General features: G+C 51.4%; 10 protein-coding genes. 7 read left to right on the forward strand and 3 right to left on the reverse strand.

Going from position 1 to position 17,012, the window contains the following annotated elements; all coding sequences use genetic code 11:
- Positions 1 to 86 precede the first annotated feature (86 nt).
- On the forward strand, positions 87 to 1,571 hold the full coding sequence (locus ACFO9Q_RS14710; protein ID WP_379183339.1) for a hypothetical protein: 1,485 nt from the start codon (positions 87 to 89) through the stop codon (positions 1,569 to 1,571).
- 16 nt (positions 1,572 to 1,587) lie between these two features.
- Here the strand turns inward: ACFO9Q_RS14710 and ACFO9Q_RS14715 are convergent, their stop codons facing one another.
- On the reverse strand, positions 1,588 to 2,370 hold the full coding sequence (locus ACFO9Q_RS14715; RefSeq protein ID WP_379183321.1) for a helix-turn-helix transcriptional regulator: 783 nt from the start codon (positions 2,368 to 2,370) through the stop codon (positions 1,588 to 1,590).
- A gap of 213 nt (positions 2,371 to 2,583) precedes the next feature.
- Between ACFO9Q_RS14715 and ACFO9Q_RS14720 the strand changes: the two genes are divergently transcribed.
- From ACFO9Q_RS14720 to ACFO9Q_RS14745, 6 genes are all read left to right on the forward strand, one after another.
- A complete protein-coding gene (locus ACFO9Q_RS14720; RefSeq protein WP_379183323.1) occupies positions 2,584 to 4,083 on the forward strand; it encodes a hypothetical protein in 1,500 nt (499 codons plus the stop codon).
- A 59-nt stretch (positions 4,084 to 4,142) separates the two neighbouring features.
- Positions 4,143 to 5,780, forward strand: a complete 1,638-nt coding sequence (locus ACFO9Q_RS14725) for a hypothetical protein (RefSeq protein WP_379183325.1) — start codon at positions 4,143 to 4,145, stop codon at positions 5,778 to 5,780.
- Positions 5,777 to 8,620: a hypothetical protein gene (locus ACFO9Q_RS14730; RefSeq protein ID WP_379183327.1), complete on the forward strand. Its 2,844-nt coding sequence runs from the start codon at positions 5,777 to 5,779 to the stop codon at positions 8,618 to 8,620. Before ACFO9Q_RS14725 ends, ACFO9Q_RS14730 begins: the two co-directional genes overlap by 4 nt.
- A gap of 157 nt (positions 8,621 to 8,777) precedes the next feature.
- The gene (locus ACFO9Q_RS14735; protein WP_379183329.1) at positions 8,778 to 9,737 is read left to right on the forward strand and encodes a diguanylate cyclase domain-containing protein; all 960 of its coding nucleotides are present in this window, start codon (positions 8,778 to 8,780) and stop codon (positions 9,735 to 9,737) included.
- Positions 9,738 to 9,816: 79 nt separating this feature from the next.
- Positions 9,817 to 10,560: an SDR family NAD(P)-dependent oxidoreductase gene (locus ACFO9Q_RS14740; RefSeq protein WP_379183331.1), complete on the forward strand. Its 744-nt coding sequence runs from the start codon at positions 9,817 to 9,819 to the stop codon at positions 10,558 to 10,560.
- Positions 10,561 to 10,764: 204 nt separating this feature from the next.
- Positions 10,765 to 11,283 (forward strand): hypothetical protein, encoded by a 519-nt coding sequence (locus ACFO9Q_RS14745; protein ID WP_379183333.1) that lies wholly within the window; start codon positions 10,765 to 10,767, stop codon positions 11,281 to 11,283.
- Between the two features lie 126 nt (positions 11,284 to 11,409).
- On the opposite strand, the gene ACFO9Q_RS14750 is transcribed toward ACFO9Q_RS14745, so the two are convergent.
- Both ACFO9Q_RS14750 and ACFO9Q_RS14755 read right to left on the reverse strand, forming a co-directional pair.
- Positions 11,410 to 15,177, reverse strand: coding sequence for a hypothetical protein (locus tag ACFO9Q_RS14750; RefSeq protein ID WP_379183335.1), 3,768 nt, complete (start codon positions 15,175 to 15,177; stop codon positions 11,410 to 11,412).
- Positions 15,178 to 15,205: 28 nt separating this feature from the next.
- On the reverse strand, positions 15,206 to 16,780 hold the full coding sequence (locus tag ACFO9Q_RS14755; protein ID WP_379183337.1) for a stalk domain-containing protein: 1,575 nt from the start codon (positions 16,778 to 16,780) through the stop codon (positions 15,206 to 15,208).
- Positions 16,781 to 17,012: the final 232 nt, after the last annotated feature.

Consider the following 17,012-nt stretch of genomic DNA (forward strand, 5'->3'; position numbering starts at 1 on the left):
CATTGTCTGCTGCAGGTTATCTCTGTACACTTGACGTTAGAGCTAGTGTGGCAGCCTGAGATGATGGTGATACGGTGAGGGAGGACATGGAAGTGACAGAGATTAAATCGGACAAGAATTATTATGTTAGCCCCAGGACAACAGACAACATAGAGGGGTTCAGTATGAGGAAGCCCGACCTGAAGGTTGATCTTCCTTATATCGGTTCTGTACAGCCGAGACGTACGGATGAGATCGAATCCTCCAATTGGATGATTGGGTGTGAGACCTTAGATCGTGATTATGCGGATTATCATCAGTACAAAGAATATATTGCTCCGCTGGGTATTAAGGTTCTTCGTATGCAAGGCGGATGGGCCAAGACTGAGAAGGTACAAGGCATCTACGATTGGACTTGGTTGGATAACATTATTGATGATGCGGTTGAGAGAGGCTTCAAGCCGTGGCTGCAGACCGGATATGGCAATCCGATCTATCCAGGCGGCGGCGGTGAGAATCTAGGAGCGGGGATGCCACTATCAGAATCAGCACTGGCTGCTTATGAGAAGTGGGTCGCTGCAATGGTTACAAGATATAAGGATAAAGTGAAGGACTGGGAAGTATGGAATGAACCCAACTTCGCGGACAACGTGGTTAATACTCCTGAGATTACTGGCGACTTCAATATACGAACAGCTCGGATTATTAGAGGAATTCAACCTGACGCTAGAATCTCTGCTCTCGCCCTGGGACATATCGATCTGGAATATGTAGAACGATTCTTCAAATTCTTAAGCGAGAAGAATGCGACTGGGTTATTCCACAATGTAACGTATCACGACTACGTCTATAATCCGGATGCCAATAAGCTGGTCGTATACAAGATGAGACAGATCGTAGATCGATATGCTCCCGGCATGATAATGAGACAAGGGGAGAATGGTGCCCCTTCCATAGGCGGTGCAGGTGGAGCCATTGGCGACCATAACTGGTGTGAATTCACGCAAGCGAAGTGGAATATAAGAAGAATGCTTGAGAACCTTGGAAACGATATTGAGTGCAGCGTATTCAGTATGATTGACATGAATTATTCAGGTAATGGACCAATCCGTAGAAAGAATACGAAGGGAATAATTGAGTCGGCTTCGGATAATTCAGCTGTAAGGCCTAAGATTGCTTATTATGCCATCCAACATGTAACGTCGGTTTTCGACCATACCCTTGAGAGGATTAAAACGCTGAAACATCTCCACAATATTGGCTCTGCAGGATCAAGCCCAGCATATTCCTATAATACAGACAGAAGTATCTCGGTCTATGGCTACTTCAACAGAGCTACGCAGATGCAGCTATATGCCATCTGGAATGATGATGCTACACCAGTAGAGGATTATGAGTTTAAGGCTCGGGAATTCCGGTTTGCCAATGCTAAGCTGGATACTCCTGTATGGGTGGATATGATTACGGGTGGCGTTTACGACATACCTGCAGAAGAGTGGAGTAGAGAAGGGGACACGTATACCTTTAAGAATATCCCCGTGTATGATTCGCCTATCTTACTTGCAGATAAAAGTTTAATCAACATGAGGTAATGATTGCTGCATCACGTTAAGTGTCTTTCCCCGGGCTATGTCCTAAGAGCTGCTTGTAGGATCGGCAGAAAAAAGAGAGATTGGTAAAGCCTACGGCTTCGGCTGCTTCGTCCACGCGGTATTCCCCGCTGCGAAGCAGCTTTTTGGCTTCCTGCAATCGGATCCGATTCCGGTATTCGATGGGAGACAACCCGGTATATTCGGTAAAAAGCCGACGAAATCCGGGTTCACTCATCCCGCTAAGGTCTGCGTAATAGACGATCTTACGATGGTCGGCATAATGCAGATTCATTTCCTTAAGCGCGCTTTGCAGCTTCTTATACTTATAGGGGACCTTCTGCACCTGCTTCGAGATATGCCACAGTAATTCATACATCCGGTATAGATGATACATCGGATGATTGCCAGCTCCGGCATCCAGGTCCGTACGATAGGAAGAAAAGATCTCTTCCGCTTGATCTATTTCAATCCGAGTTGGTGCAGTAAGGTAATGGGGCAGCTCCCCGTCTATAAGATCAAATTGTGCAATTCCAACCTCATTATCCGAATCCAGATAGGTACTGGTGTGCTTGGTTCCCGATGGAATAAATACGAATTCCCCCGCCGCGGCATGGATATTGTGGGTGGCAGGGTCAATAAAGCTATAGCACATGGAACCGCTGAACGTATAGATGAACGAATGCTGAGTTCTGCCCTCGGAAAAAGAAATATGATGTCCCTGGGGGCGCTGTACGGTCAAAAAGCTTATATTTCCAATGGTAAACAAAGCTTTTTGTGAATAATATGTGGTTTTTGACAAAAACTCACCGACCCTCTTATAAAGCAATTGAACTTAGTATAAAACCTTTGCACCCAACCTTCAATCTGCTATTGCTCGAATCGTGCGGAACAGATTGGAGCTGTCCGATGCATACAATTGAAAGTCGAATAACTTATATAGGCATACCCCATCCCCCCCTCACGTACATATAACATTGATTGTATAGGCCATCAATTTTATAGGAGGAATAACGTGAGCTACCCCCCATTATCCGATCTGTTGAGTCAAATGAAAGGCATGCCCTCCACCAACAAGTGGGATGTCATCTGCTCCTACACGATCATCCAGCTTAATCAATTTCTTAAGACCCAGTATGAAGCGAACAAGCTTGCCAAGCATGTTCAACTTAGTACAGACCGCGAGGATCCGCTGACCGGTGAAGCCTTCACGATTACATACGATATCCAGTTCGACTCCCCTAAGCTCGCATTCACGAGTGGACGATCTGGATTCACGACCTTAACGATGCCGATCGTGAATGACAGCTCTTATTCAGTATCGCCTAAGGGCAGCAGCCAAGCAAGGAAGGTATCGATCCCTGGCGGAGTCTATAGCATTGAAGCCATTGTGCCTCTGGCTGCCATGAATGGAGACACCGGTGAAGTTGTGGAGGCGGACAACCTCATTACGTTCAGCGACGGCAAGGTCCACGACAATCATGTCATCATTCATTTTAAGAATGAGAAAGGGGCGGCTTACAAGCTGATCCCCGATCCGGACCCCAAGGATAAGGACCCGTTGGTTACTTATTTTCTTCCTGTGCTCACGCAATATTTTCAGACGGAGGTGGACGAGATTGATTATGCCTTAGCCACCGTGAACAACATCGTCCCTGACACAGGCACCACCCTATTAACTCCAAAGTCCTTCGTATTCCATTCCGCAGCTGATGATGATAATACGGATGGCGTGCTCAGCCTCTATATTCAGACGGCGGAGAGCGGTAATCCCCCAGGAGACGCCACCCCGTCCTTCCAGCCCAGCGGCAGCTCCCAATTCCCGATACCGGAAGGCCAGACGGCTAGTATTATATTATCCCATGCCCTCATAACGAAGGCATATCTTCAAGCCCAGCTAACGAATAGCGGTTATAACGTGACCTTCAATGCACCATCAGACGGGATATCCGTTACGTTGAAAAAAGATGTATCGGTCATCTCGGATGGCGATTCAGGTACCTACATCTTCGGCGGACATAGCTATGACGGCCTTCAAATCAATCTGAATGATTATCCCTTAACGTTAACCATTAAGGACAGCCAGCTCTCCTTGCAGTGGGAGGGGAAGGCGACTTCAAGCTGGAGTGAATACACACTGGGCTCTAACGGAGGCAATTGGGGAAAGGTGGACCTCACCATTGAAATGCACAAGTCAGCAGCATTAACCTTAACGAAGGAAGATGTAATCGGCGGCGAGCTGTCGGTTGACCGGCAGGATTATGCCATTACGATCAAGAGTCACAGCTGCAGCTTCTGGGAGAGCCTGAATCATTGCAGAGAGGACTACCCGTCCTACTACTCCAACGATATGGTCCTAACGATTCCTGCGATTCAGATCGCGTTCGCGGGTCTGAACTTCTTCAATACGACGAACCTGGTGTCTCCTGGACAGACGGTTATTGAACTAGACACTACTACAGGTGTTCAGACGCCGCATGATTTCCTTATCGTAGGCAAGGTAACAGCCAAGTAGCCAAGAGAAAAGTAGCCAAGAAGCCAAGAAGCACAACCCATTCGAAGAGGAGGCTTAATATGCCCAAGTTGCTGATACCCGCGCGATACGACGCTACCTTCAAGGCAGCCAAGAGAGTATTCCAAGAACAGCCCAACCTACTCAGCAAGTATTCATTCACCTTGGACTCGGGAAGTCCCCTGTACCGATTCGTAGGCTATCGGAATTCGAAGCCGCAGCTAGAGAATGCAGGCCGTACGATCTGGACCAGCCTGCAGAATGACTGGCTGAATCGATGGACAGGTCGCGGGACTGACAGCCCGGATGGGAAGATAACCGGCAAGCAAGCGATCTACCTGTCGATGGAAGAAGAAGGGCCGGTCGATACGAGCTTCCCAGAAGTTACCCAATATCAGGATTCATCAGTCGATCCTAACGAGACCATTCGATACTTCGAATACGAACCTGGCAAGAAGCCGGCATGGGTAGAAGCGAAAGCAAGTGAGCTTCGGTCCATGTTCCTGTTCAGCACCACACGTCCGCTGGAAGGAATCGATCTTACCTATGACGACAGCCCTGATTCCATTCACTCTCGGATCTATGAGCTCGCTTGCTCCCTTGCGCCTGACGTGTTCAAGAATGACTCCAAGCTGCGTGAATTGTACTTCTCGTCTGAAGATGCCAGCTATAATCGCGCAATAGGCAATGCGTTGTTCGAGACGACGATCTATGGCGCCTTCAAGGCGACGTCCGTGCGGGACTTCAAGAGCATCAATCTCGTTCTATCCGGGTCACAAGGTACGCCGATCTCACTCCTTGCACCGCTTGGGCGGGCAACCTTCCTGCTGGATGGGACCACCCGCAAGACGAGAGCGGTCTATACGATCGATGATCTGATCTATAACCAATCCTTCGAGACGTCTAATCCTAACCTGCAGCCCAAGGAGGAGCTGGTTAAGGAGCTTCACGACTATGTGGCCTTCACACAGACGATTGATCGTGAGCTCGATTGGAATTACGCAGCTGAGCTCATCGATCAGGAAGTGAACGCGTACGTCTCGGACGCCTTGCATGCGGCTGAGCATCCGTTCGAACGGGAGCTTGGGCTTATAGTAGACGAATTGTCTACTGAAGCGTTCAATGAGCGTATGCGCAGGAAGCTGGAGGAATTCACCGCGGCTGCGGCTGCCGGGTCAGACAGCTACTTGCCGACGCTCAAGGAAATTGGCAGAGAAGGCATGGACAGTCTATTAGATGCAATCGTAGTAGAACCGAGGTATAAGCGGCTATCCGAGCCGTCGACAGAGACCGATTCCTATCTGCGCTCCGCATTGAAGAGCACACTGCTCGAGAAGAAGATGCATTGGCTCGAGCAGACCAGCTCAGATATCGGGTCCCGCCTTGCTGCTGCGCAGACAACCGTGACGGAGACGAGTATGGAGGCAAGTGCCAAGGGGATTGAGTTAGAGAGAATAAACGAGAAGCTGAAGGAAAAGCCGAATGACCCTGATCTTCAAAAGCAGCAGCAGGCGCTGAGTCAACAAATTGGTCACCTCGTTCAGGAGCAGCAGGAAGCGGAACAAGCAAAATCGGAAGCTGAGCAAGACAGGAAGAGGAATGAGAAGGACAGAAAAGACACCTCGAAGGAGAGAGCAGAAGCAGAGGCGAAGCTCCAGGCACAGCGGGAGCATGACTTCTCGACAGGAGCACGTGTATGAAGGAACACATTCGGGCAGCCGACCCATCGGAGACGTTACTGTCGCAATCATTGGAGAGCTTCCAACGTGTGCAAGTCGGCGGGAATACGGTCATTATTAGTGTCGATGACAGCTTGGCAATCGGAGCGGGAACCGACTTCGGTGACCATTATGCGAGTACGCCATTCCTATCGATCTACGCGGAGAACATACTGTTGTCAGGTAGATTCAAGGCGAACAGCGGCGTTCTGTCGACGCACTCTCTAACGGTGAGCGGAGAGGGCTGTCTCGATCTATCCGGGTCTGCCGGCCTTCCAATCGATATTGTGAATGAGAATCCAACTGCCCCTGGCATGGCGGGCAACAACGGGGAAGCGGGCGGGAACCTGCTTCTATATATCGAGCAGACGCCGATAGGACAGCCCGCTTACAAGATTCAAGCAAGCGGCGGGAATGGCGGAGCCGGACAATCCGGCACCGATCTGACAGCAGGAGGCAAGGGCGGCGATGGTGGAGATGGCGGTCATGTCCTCCTTGCAGCAGCATCTCCTTATCTGAGATGGCAGGCGCAGATGAAGGAGACGCTGAACCTTCATGAGCTCAGTGCGAAGCAAGCGATGCTGAGAGAATTAATCGCTGCCCTTCCGCCCGACCCAAGCTTAACGGCGTTAGTGTCCATGCTGCATGACGCAGCAGAAGCCCAGACAGATGAAGCTTATCTTCAATCCTTGAACCTGGCTGCGTTAACCTTGCAAGCCTTGGCAACGGGATACGACAGCTCGTTAACCGCTAACGTAGATTGCACAGCAGGTGCGTATGGGGTACATGGTGATGGTCGAACGAATGAGGGCAACGGAATCGCCGGACAACCGGGCACACTTAACCAACTATTATTTCAAACGCCTGCCGATCTGGCTGCCCATGCAGATCTGACGGACTTCTTAGCCAAGCTTCCGAGGCAAGCGGAGCAGTCCTATCTGCTCGTCCATCCGAGTCAATGCAAGCGATTGCTAGAGAAGATCAAGCTTATGTACTGGAGTCTCGACCCCGTTGCTAAGCCGCAGGGGGTCCGAGATGTACTCACTTTGCTGCTGCGCCTGCAGGAACGTACGGCAACGTTCGTTGCAGCGAAGGATGATTCATCGCTCGCTGCCTATTACAACAGCCATGAGGCAGCGATCGGGGCCATCGGAGCGATCGGTCAATTGCGCGCGATTCACGATGAAGCGGTACGCTACCTGTACCAGCTTAGACAGGGGCAGGATATGTTCGGCTATGACAACAGCGACGTTCCGCTGGGCTCATTCCACTTCTACAATAACTTGCTGAATGAGCTGATTACGAACTTCGGATTATTGGAAGCCGATTATGCCGAGTACTTCCAAGCTCTTGCCGCGAATACCGCTCATATCGATAAGATTAAGCGTGCGCGGGACAGACAGGCCAGTCTGATCGCAACGGCTGAAGCTCAATTAACGACATTAAGAAGTCAGGCTGTGAAGACGGCCAGAATCATTGACGGCTATCAGGCGGAGCTGCCATCCTTGAAGCGAACGTTGGAAGATAAGATTGAGGAACTGAAGGAACAGATCCGGGTGCACTTTGACTTTAACTTCGACACGATCTTTCAATCGCTTACCTCGCTTGCGTTCGCCCCCGAGTCCAAGCTCATGATCCTGAACGAGGCGAGCCAGTTCCTCTATCAAGGAACGATGGAGGTGACTGACGATAAGGGGGAGCCGGTACGCAAGTCATATATCGTTCGTCAGTTGAAATCGGTCAAGGCGAGTATCGATACGCTTCAGGAAGGATTCCAAGCGCTGGATAACGGGACGCTGGCTCCCGACGACCCTGGTGCAGCCAAGCTGGTGGCCGCGGAGCAGGACGTTGAACAATTTTTTAATGACTTCTATGACCAATTTCCTCAGAGCCTGGATGATCTGAAGACGGCATTCCGTGCCTACATCGATAAGGTACAGGAACGCAATAATCAGATCCTTACTTATAATGCAATCGTGCTGCTCCTGTATAAAAATCTGCAGATCATCGATTCGGCGAATGCTCGAACTGCTGCACTCAATGAGGATACACTTGATGCAATGAGTCCCGACCTGCCAGATCTTGTCACCTTAATCTCAGAGCTGTATTACGCCGCCCGTAATCAAGTGATGGAAATGCTGGACTTAACCTCGCGTGCCTATCGGTTCTGGGCGCTGTCCGACCAGAGCCTAACGAGCGAAGTATACGCGGGGAGATCCCTTCCCGAGCTGAACCATACCGCATTAGTTGGCGCGATGAACACGATTCTCGGCAAATATCAGCAGGCGGTCGAGAACTTTGGGACGAATCATGACCGATTCCCGCCGCATGACAACCAACGGGGTAAAATCATCGACGTTCCTGCTGAGCAGGTGGAACTGTTCAAGGACTTGAAGCAGCTTATGATCCGAATTCCAGTCGATCATCCTGTTTTTGCAGGGATGGCCAACGTGCGAGTGCAGAATGTCCGTGTATGGATGACGGGTATACACCCAGCTGCAGCGGACGATACCGTTACCATTCGGATCACGCATACGGGGAAGGAGCAGATGGTTAGCAGCGCGCAGGATGTATACACATTCAAGCATGAGCCCGTGAACAAAATCTTCATCTACCATACGAAGACACAGGAGATTATGGAGGAAGCGAACTTCGGGGTCGAGCAATCCGATGGGGGAACGACCAATGAGTATGCGGCACTCGGTCCATTCACGACTTGGCATATCTCAATCGACCCGGATGACAATCCAGGCATCGACTTGTCCTCTGTCAGCCAGATTCAGATCGAGTTCCACGGCACGAATTACGCGTTTGATCGATAGTGAAGGTTGGTCAACTTGAAGCCGAGCAGATCCAGGAGTGTTTCCTGTCATTTGCTCGGCTTTTCTTATTGGGCAAAGGGGTAAAAAGGAGGTTAATTGTTAGATTATGTCGAATAAAAAAAGGGAGTGAATCAACACCTGTGGGAGCGTGGTTACCATGCCAGTCATATCCGTAAATGAGATGCAGATTTACAAAAATTTCGATGAAATTGCAAGAGATATACTAGCCATGGCGAAAGAATTCCTGCCCGACAGGCTAATCTATATAACCTCAATCACTAAAAACAAACAAATTATTGTGAAGCTCTCTGAGTCGAACCCTAGCATTCATATTAACGAAGGAATGGTCATTAATCTCAATGATACGGTATGCAACAAAATCGACTTCGCCAATAATGCTCCCTTAATCTTCGAGGATATGAGTAAAGAAACAGAATTGGATGATCTGAGACAAGCTCTAATTGGCGCGAATATCAATTCCTACCTTGGGGTTCCTATTACTCTCTCTAACGGTGAGACATTCGGCACGCTGTGCGCCGTCCATACTCATGCTGCGATGATGACCCAAAAGAGTACACTCATGCTCCAAAGAATTGCTAAAATGTTCTCTTATTACTTAGACCTAGAGCGGCTCGCTTACAGAGACTCGTTAACCGGACTTTATAATCGGCAATTTCTATATAAATATTTCGAAGAAAATGTGGCATCCGGCGGTGCTTTATTCTTCCTTGATCTGGATGGATTTAAGAGTATAAATGACAACTACGGACATGAATCTGGAGATCTTGTATTGAAGGAAGTTGCTGTCAAGCTCGAGGACTTCGTTCAGCAGCAGGATGGGTTTGCCGTTAGATTAGGCGGCGATGAATTCGTCATTAACCTAATTAATAATCGGATTGGACAAGAAGAACTAAGTAAGCATGCGGAGAATTTGCTCTCTCGCCTATCTTCTTGGGAGATTCCACTGGAAGGGTTCTACTTATCCGTCAGTATAGGGATTGCCCTGTATGCTCCAGGCGGCAGCAGTAGGTTAAAAGCCGTACTGAAAAGTGCAGATAATGCCTTATACTTCGCAAAAGCAAAGGGCAAAAACACGTATCAATTCGCCCCTAGCTAGGGAGTGATAAAATCTTATTCCTCTGCAAATATTAACCAAGTCGAACATAAGCGTCATTACTTGAAAGGAGTCGACTGCCTTGAGATTCGAAGCGAAGGTCGTTATCGTTACTGGGGGAGCGAGCGGAATTGGGGAGTCGACCGTGCGATTGTTCGCCGAGGAAGGTGCGAAGGTCGTCATAGCCGATTATGCCGATCATGGGCAGCAAGTGTCAGATGAGATGAACAAGGATGGATATGACACCTTGTATGTGAAGACAGATGTAGCGAATGAACAGCAAGTGATTCGGATGATAGATCAGACGGTGGAGAAGTATGGCAAGCTGGATATTCTATTCGCGAACGCAGGCATTGCGAAGGACGGACCCGCCGCTGAACTCAGTCTGGAAGGGTGGCAGCGGACGATCGATATAAATCTGACGGGCGTCTTCCTATGCGATAAGTACGCAATTCAGCAGATGCTGAAGCAAGAGGGCGGCGGGGTCATCGTGAATTGCGGCTCGATCCACAGCCACGTCGGCAAGGCCAGAGTAACAGCCTACGCCTCGGCGAAGGGTGGCGTGAAGCTGCTTACCCAGTCACTGGGTGCAGATTATGCAGCGAAGGGTATTCGGGTGAATGCCATCTGTCCAGGGTACATCGATACCCCGCTTATCGAAGGAAGGACCGAGGCGATTACACAGCATCTAGTAGGGCTTCATCCGATGGGCCGCCTTGGCAGGCCAGAGGAAGTGGCGAAGGCGGTGCTGTTCCTCGCCAGCGAGGATGCATCCTTCATTACCGGCACGACACTGCTTGTCGATGGCGGCTATACGGCGGTCTAGAAGATGACATGCACGGATCAGGATCAGGATCAGGATCAGGCATGCACGGGCATGCACGGGCATGCACGATGCGGAGCAGGCTGCTTCACCTTAAGCGGGTGAGGCAGCTTTTATTTTTTACGAAGAGAGGGGGTGGGGACGTTTTTCACGAAGTAGTATACATATCTGCAATACAATAGATTCAACTGAACTTGGAGGATATTAATGGGGACAAATATGTATTGCTTCGTAGAGGAGAGTATGTATCGAGATCTCCGAGAGAAGCGAGTTGAGAAATGGATATCGGTAGATAAGTGGACAAAAAACAGCACGGCGATTCTATATCCGGAACACAAGTCATCGACATGGCAAGTTGAGAGTGAGGATATGATCTTCACAGACAGAAATTATGGACTCTTCGCCATCTTGGCCAATCAACGGAATTCGGAGGGAATGCCTTATATATGTGAACCACGCGGACTGCCGGATGACGTGAGCCCAGAGATTACGCTCCAACTCAGGCTCCATGAGTGTTACACGACAACGTGGTTTACGATTCATGAGCTGCTCGAATATAACTGGGATCAGGTGTTTCAGTACGAGGATGAGACCATGGAAGGTGAGAAAATAATTGAAACGGTAAGTTATAGAGAATGTGGAAATACATTTTTGAAAGCCATTCAAGAACGGGTTGGCAGGAAGGATCCATCAAGGTTCCGAATCCTTATCGGGTTTAATCATTAAGCTCATTCATCTTTCGGTCCACTAACAACAACCATAAAAAACTCCCCAACGATACCAGGTTAATTATTAACCTGTCTACCGTATGGGGAGTATTTCATTTTGGGGCAGCCTGTTCGGTTCCCCGAATTACTTCACTAATTCTAACGTGGCTTCCGGAGTGTTATGAGCGACTTTGAATACATAGCCGGTCATATTGCGCCCTGCGCGAACGCCTTGCACCTCACCGCTCAGCAGACCCTGACTGAGGGAGAAGGTCTCGCCGTTGATTCGGTAGGAGGAGAAGGCTGACTTGGTCTGAACGGCTGTATAGCTGACACCGCGGCGGAGGCCCGTGATACTGACCTTCAGCCCGGTATCGGTGCTCTCAATCGAGTCGATCTGAACGCCCGACACGACCCTGACGCCGCCGCTCTCCTTCGCCGCCCAGTGCGGCGAGATGCCTGTAGTATCATATTGCATATTAGCCAGCAGCCATTCAGGCCAGATGTTCTGAATGACCGGCTTGTCGAGTGCGACGTCGACATTATCAGGGAATCGACCTTCGCGCTTCGTCGTTGCCGCCTGGCGAGTGCCCTCCCAGATGATGCCGTCGGCCAGCTTTTTCCAGTCGATCGATTGATCGTACTTCGCAAGCTGCTTCAAGCCGTCAGAGATGACGAGTCCGTTCCACTGTACGTGGCGGCCCCACCAGCCGTCTCTCCAGTTCGTTGCCGAGAATGAGGCGACGGAGCCGTAGAGGGAGTGCTTCCGGTCCGGAATCTGCCACAGGTAGATGAACGGAAGCCCGGTTTCGGCGAGATGAACGGCCAGCTCGAGATGCTTCGGTTCTTTCTTGTATTCATAGGCTTCTACAGCGGCTAGCAGAGCCAGGCCGCTTGCAAAGGATTCGGCGCCGAACAGTGGAAGCTCCCAGGGGCCGGCACCGGTCGGTTTGGTGAAGGCAGCGATGGCATCAAGCCCTTTGGAGGCTACCTGCCAGGCCTCTTCGCTGCCTGTCATCTTGGCTGACTTGATAGCCTGCAGCACGTAAGGGGCTGTTGTTCCCATCGTCTGATCGCCTTCCTTACCGAATGGAGCCGTCGTGCGGTTCGGCACGAAGTTCCAGTTGCCGTTCGGCTGCTGGCTGTTTTTTAAGTCCTGCGTCCGACGTTCTGAGATTTTATATAGATCGTCGATAACGTCGCGGTCCTGACGCAGCCAGTAGGAGTCGGTATAGCTCCACTCGATATTTGGAGCGGGCTTGTTGATGTTATCCAGAATTTTTTTGGCCCGTGCTGCATCTTCTTCATTCAGTACGCTGCGCATCGTCTGCAGATTCTGGAGCAGGCCGAGCTCGACGGATTTGGCTTTGGAGAAGCCGATGAACGAGATCCAACCGTCCTTGCCACGTTTCTCCTTCTCGAGACCGTTCAGCGTAAGCTTGAACTGCTCTTCGTTCGAGCGTGGAGCGGGCTCCGGAACGTCTGGCAGGCCTTTCTCCTTCACATAGTCAGTCACGCCTTCCAGCGCATGATCGCCCGTCGAGATGCGAAGCTCGGCATCCAGCTTGATCTCGGCACCTCTCATGATCGGGAATGCGTTGATCGCGTGGGTTTTGTTCTCATTCACCCAATAAGGGATGGATGGAGCGAACATGCCGACGATCGAATGCTCATAGCCTTCCCTGTTCGGAGAGTCGAACAAGACAGAAGGGTGCAGCTGCCCGCGGGTCCACTCTTGCATCGGATCCCAGATGAACGTCATGATATTGTTGTCCTTCTCAATCGTTATAGCCGGAATCGTAATCTTATAAGGATGCGGCACCGATCTCTCATGGAAGGGAGGAAGCACCGCGATCGTATTCGAAGACTTCTCCTGATCCAGATAGTCGACGCCCGGGAAGATGGCGCTGTCCTTAGCGCCGCCGAAGGAACCGTCACCGGCCAGGAAGGAAGGTCCGTCGAATACTTTCAGCTTCGAGTCGGCTGCTGCCGTGTAGCGCTGCGACATCAGGACGCGGTCGTTCTGAATGGACCAGACGACTTCCACATCGCCGCGCTTGTCCTTACGCTTCATCGTTACGGACGTTGCCGTCTTGGCTGTAATGTCCAGCCCCTCGATCGGCGTCTGAGCCGAGCCTTCCAGCCATAGTCTGCCAAAAGGAAGCGTGCCAAGCAGCTTCTGTCCGTCGACCGTTTTCTTGTACACATGGCCTTCGACCGCTGCGCCGTCCTTCTTGTAAATGGCAACCGTCAGCTTGTCGCTCGCAATCGTATCGAATCGGGATGGATTCGGCACGTTCACGTCGTAGGAAGGCTGAATGGCGACCTTCGTACGCTTAAGCTCGGTGCGCACACCATCTCTCAGCAGATTAAGAACCAGCTCCTGATCGCCGGGGCTCGCAGGCGGCAGGTCCCACTTAAGCGTGATCTGCTTGCCCGGATTCAGCAGCGAGATGGGCTTGATCTCGCTTCGGCCGTTCTGCACGAATTCAACCGCGAGCTTATCGTTGGAATCGATGCGGCCCAGACCGTTATTCATGAATACGGCCTTATAGCTCCATGCGCGATCGGCATACAGACGTTTGCCGGACGGAGCCGCAGCTTCCAGGTCTAGAATGCCCATATTTCTCAGAATCGCGAAGCCGGTAACCTCGGCGGATGAACCCGCGGTGAAGGACAGGGTGAACTTGACCGTCGATGGGGTTGATCCCGTGGATACGTCGTCGAAGTTGAAAGGAATCATATAGCGGAAAGTACCCGCTTCCGCCGGCATGGCAACGACGTCGAACGTTTGCGTCGATTTGTCCTTACCGTCGGCGACTAGGGTGCCGGATGCCTTCAGTGCGGGTGCTGTCCCGTCGGTCGTGCCTGTCAGCTCGACATAGCCGTTCAGTACTTCAAGCGGTGCGGAGATGACACGGCTGTCGCCGGTCTGAAGATTCCACTTGCCCGAGCCGGCCTCAATTGCGCCGGACGTCTGCCAGCCTGCTGGCGGGCCGCTCCAGTCTGCCGGGGCTGCATTCGTTCCGGCGAGAACAATTCGGGGCTCTGCGAAGATGGCCCAGCCGTAATCCGAGACAGGATCCGGTGCTGTGGCGAATTCGAGCTTGACGCTCTGCCCGGCGTAGGCCGACAGATCCAGGATGTGCCTAATCCACGACGTATCCTTCCTTGTAATCTTGAAGATTTCCTTATCGTTCACTCTCACGAAGAAGCGGATGCCTTGAGGCTTCGCATTGTCGATGATGCCGGTATAGAAGTCGAGAACAAGCGGATCGTTCTCACTATACGCAGTCAGATCCACCTGGTAGACGGCCGCATGATAAGGCAGCGGCGGTTCATCCTCCGGATCCTGCGAGGCGGGGGGAATTGGCGGGTGAATGAACAGGCCATCCCGGAAGACGCCGCCTGATGGAACGGCAGGAACGATATTGACCATATTGTCGGCGCCATAGCGCTCGAACGGTTCCGTCAGCGCATTGAACAGGATGTTGCCTGGCGAGATCGTTGAATTCGATGGCGCATAGACGACGCTGATTAGATTCTTCTTCGCATCGGTCTTCACTTCGAGAGCCTTAGTAGCCTCCGCAAGCTGGATAACCGGCGCATAATATTTACCTTCGATCTGCTCGACGAACAACTGAGCGTCGCCGATGCTGATCTGGTTCATCAGCGCGTCATACGTATACGGGATGTTCAAGCTGCGCGCATAAGCGGACACATCGGCATGGGTCAGACCGTTGACTTCTCTAACGGCTTCGTCTCCAAGCAGGGTGCCCCCGACGCTGACCTTGATGGAGCCCTTCTCTGCCTGGAGAGTAGTGGCTGGGATCATGGCGGCAAGCAATGCCAGAATCGTCAATAGGCTGATGAATCTATTGCGTAAGCGGGATAAGGGCCTGATCTCTCTCATGATTGCCTCCTTCATATAGAGTTGCTCATTATGGCGTTGCGGGTTCGACATTGCCGCCGTTCGGGTCATTACTTACCGCAATGTCCTTGAACTGAACCGAGGCCTGCGTGGATGCGAGCCCAACATAACCTTCCGTGAAGCCGCTGTCGGATAAGGTAAGGAATGGTTCGGCCCCGTCGTTCACATAGATGTTCATCTCGGAACCGACCATCGTAACCTTCAGACGAAGATCCTGCTCGGTGATGCTCGTACCAAGCGCCTTGCCTGATAGAACACCCGAGCCGGCCTTCAGCACGAGCAGATTACCTGTTCCCGTAGCGATTACGAGGTAACCGTCATCCCATGGCAAGGCAGATCCGTTCGCTTTGCGTAAGTTGAAGCCCGCCCAGTTGTTCAGGTCTCCCTTCGCATCGGTCATGCGAATCGTAGCCTCCATGGTGAAGTCACCGAGTATGCTCTCCTCGCGCGTCGCCACGGAACCGTTCGTCACTCCGTCCGTTGTGTAGACTTCGTTCTCTATGCTCCATTCGCCGATCTTCGGTGTGAACACATGTGCAGGTCCCGGGCCTTCCGGGTTCTCAGTGATCACAATATCTTTGAACTGGACGACAGCCTGTGTGGAGCCGAGTCCGATATAGCCTTCAGTGAAGCTGCTGTCCGAGAGGGACAGGAAGGGATCGGTTCCACCGTCTGTGTAAATATTCAGATCAGGACCAGCCATTGTAATTTTTAAGCGTAAATCTTTTTCAGTAATGTTTCTACCTAGTGGTTTGCTTGCAATCGGCCCTTCGCCGGCTTTGTACACGACGACATTGCCAGTTGCGGATACATACAACAGGTAGCCGTCATCCCACGGATAGCCGGATCCGTTCATTTTGCGGAAGTTGATGCCCGCCCAGTTGTTCGGGTCGCCGTTGTCACTTAGCATGCGAACCGTGACTTCGAAGGAGAAGTCGGCAAGCACACCTTCTTCACGCGTCACCGTGGAGCCGTTGGTCGTTCCATCTGTCGTATACACTTCATCTTCGATCTTCCAGTTTCCGATTTTCGGTGTGAAGACCGAATCATAGACGGGATCGTCGCCGCCGCCGTATGGCTCGTCATTCGGGTCAACCGGTGGCACGTCAGGAAGATGCTTAATGGATACCCGGAACACGGATTTGCCTGAGCCAGCCGTTACCGTCCCGCCCAGTGCTTCGGTAACGAACTGGAACGGAATCATAATCTTGCCGCCGGTTTTGGATACAGGCGTGGCGAGATAATGAGGAACACCGTTCTTCAGTGCGGTTGTTCTGCCCAGCGTGAACTGCGCAGTTCTGCCGTTTTTTCTAATCTTGACGGTAGACGTATATTCGTCGTTGGTATAGACGGCCTGCAGGGCATCTAGATACTCGTCCATCGGTACATACAGCTCTTTGCCTTCCAGGATCGGCGCTGTCTGGAATGTAACGGCGCTGCCGTTAATCTCGATCTTCGCAGGGGGCGAGGCTGAGCCGATCCCGGCCAGACTCGCGGTAACCAGCAGGAGCAGAGCTAACGTCACATACGTGGTCCGGATGCTGCCTGCCCATGTTTTGCGGGATATTCCCATTATTCCGTGCATGAATGAATACCACACTCCTCTTGATAGGTAGGTTGTACACGATTACATTAATAGTTTAACGAGATAGGGGCCCTTTTCGTAGAGTAGTATTTTTACCTCACAGTAGGATTTTGCCGGTTAAGCGATCTCCCGATGGCGACAGGCTGCCGCAATATAAAAGAAGAGGAGGCTGTCCCAAAAGTCATAAATGACTTGGGGACGCCCCTTCTTTAATTTGTCAAACAAAAAGAAA

Origin of the sequence: Paenibacillus sp. GCM10023252, from assembly GCF_042653305.1 — a bacterium.
GTDB lineage: Bacteria > Bacillota > Bacilli > Paenibacillales > Paenibacillaceae > Pristimantibacillus.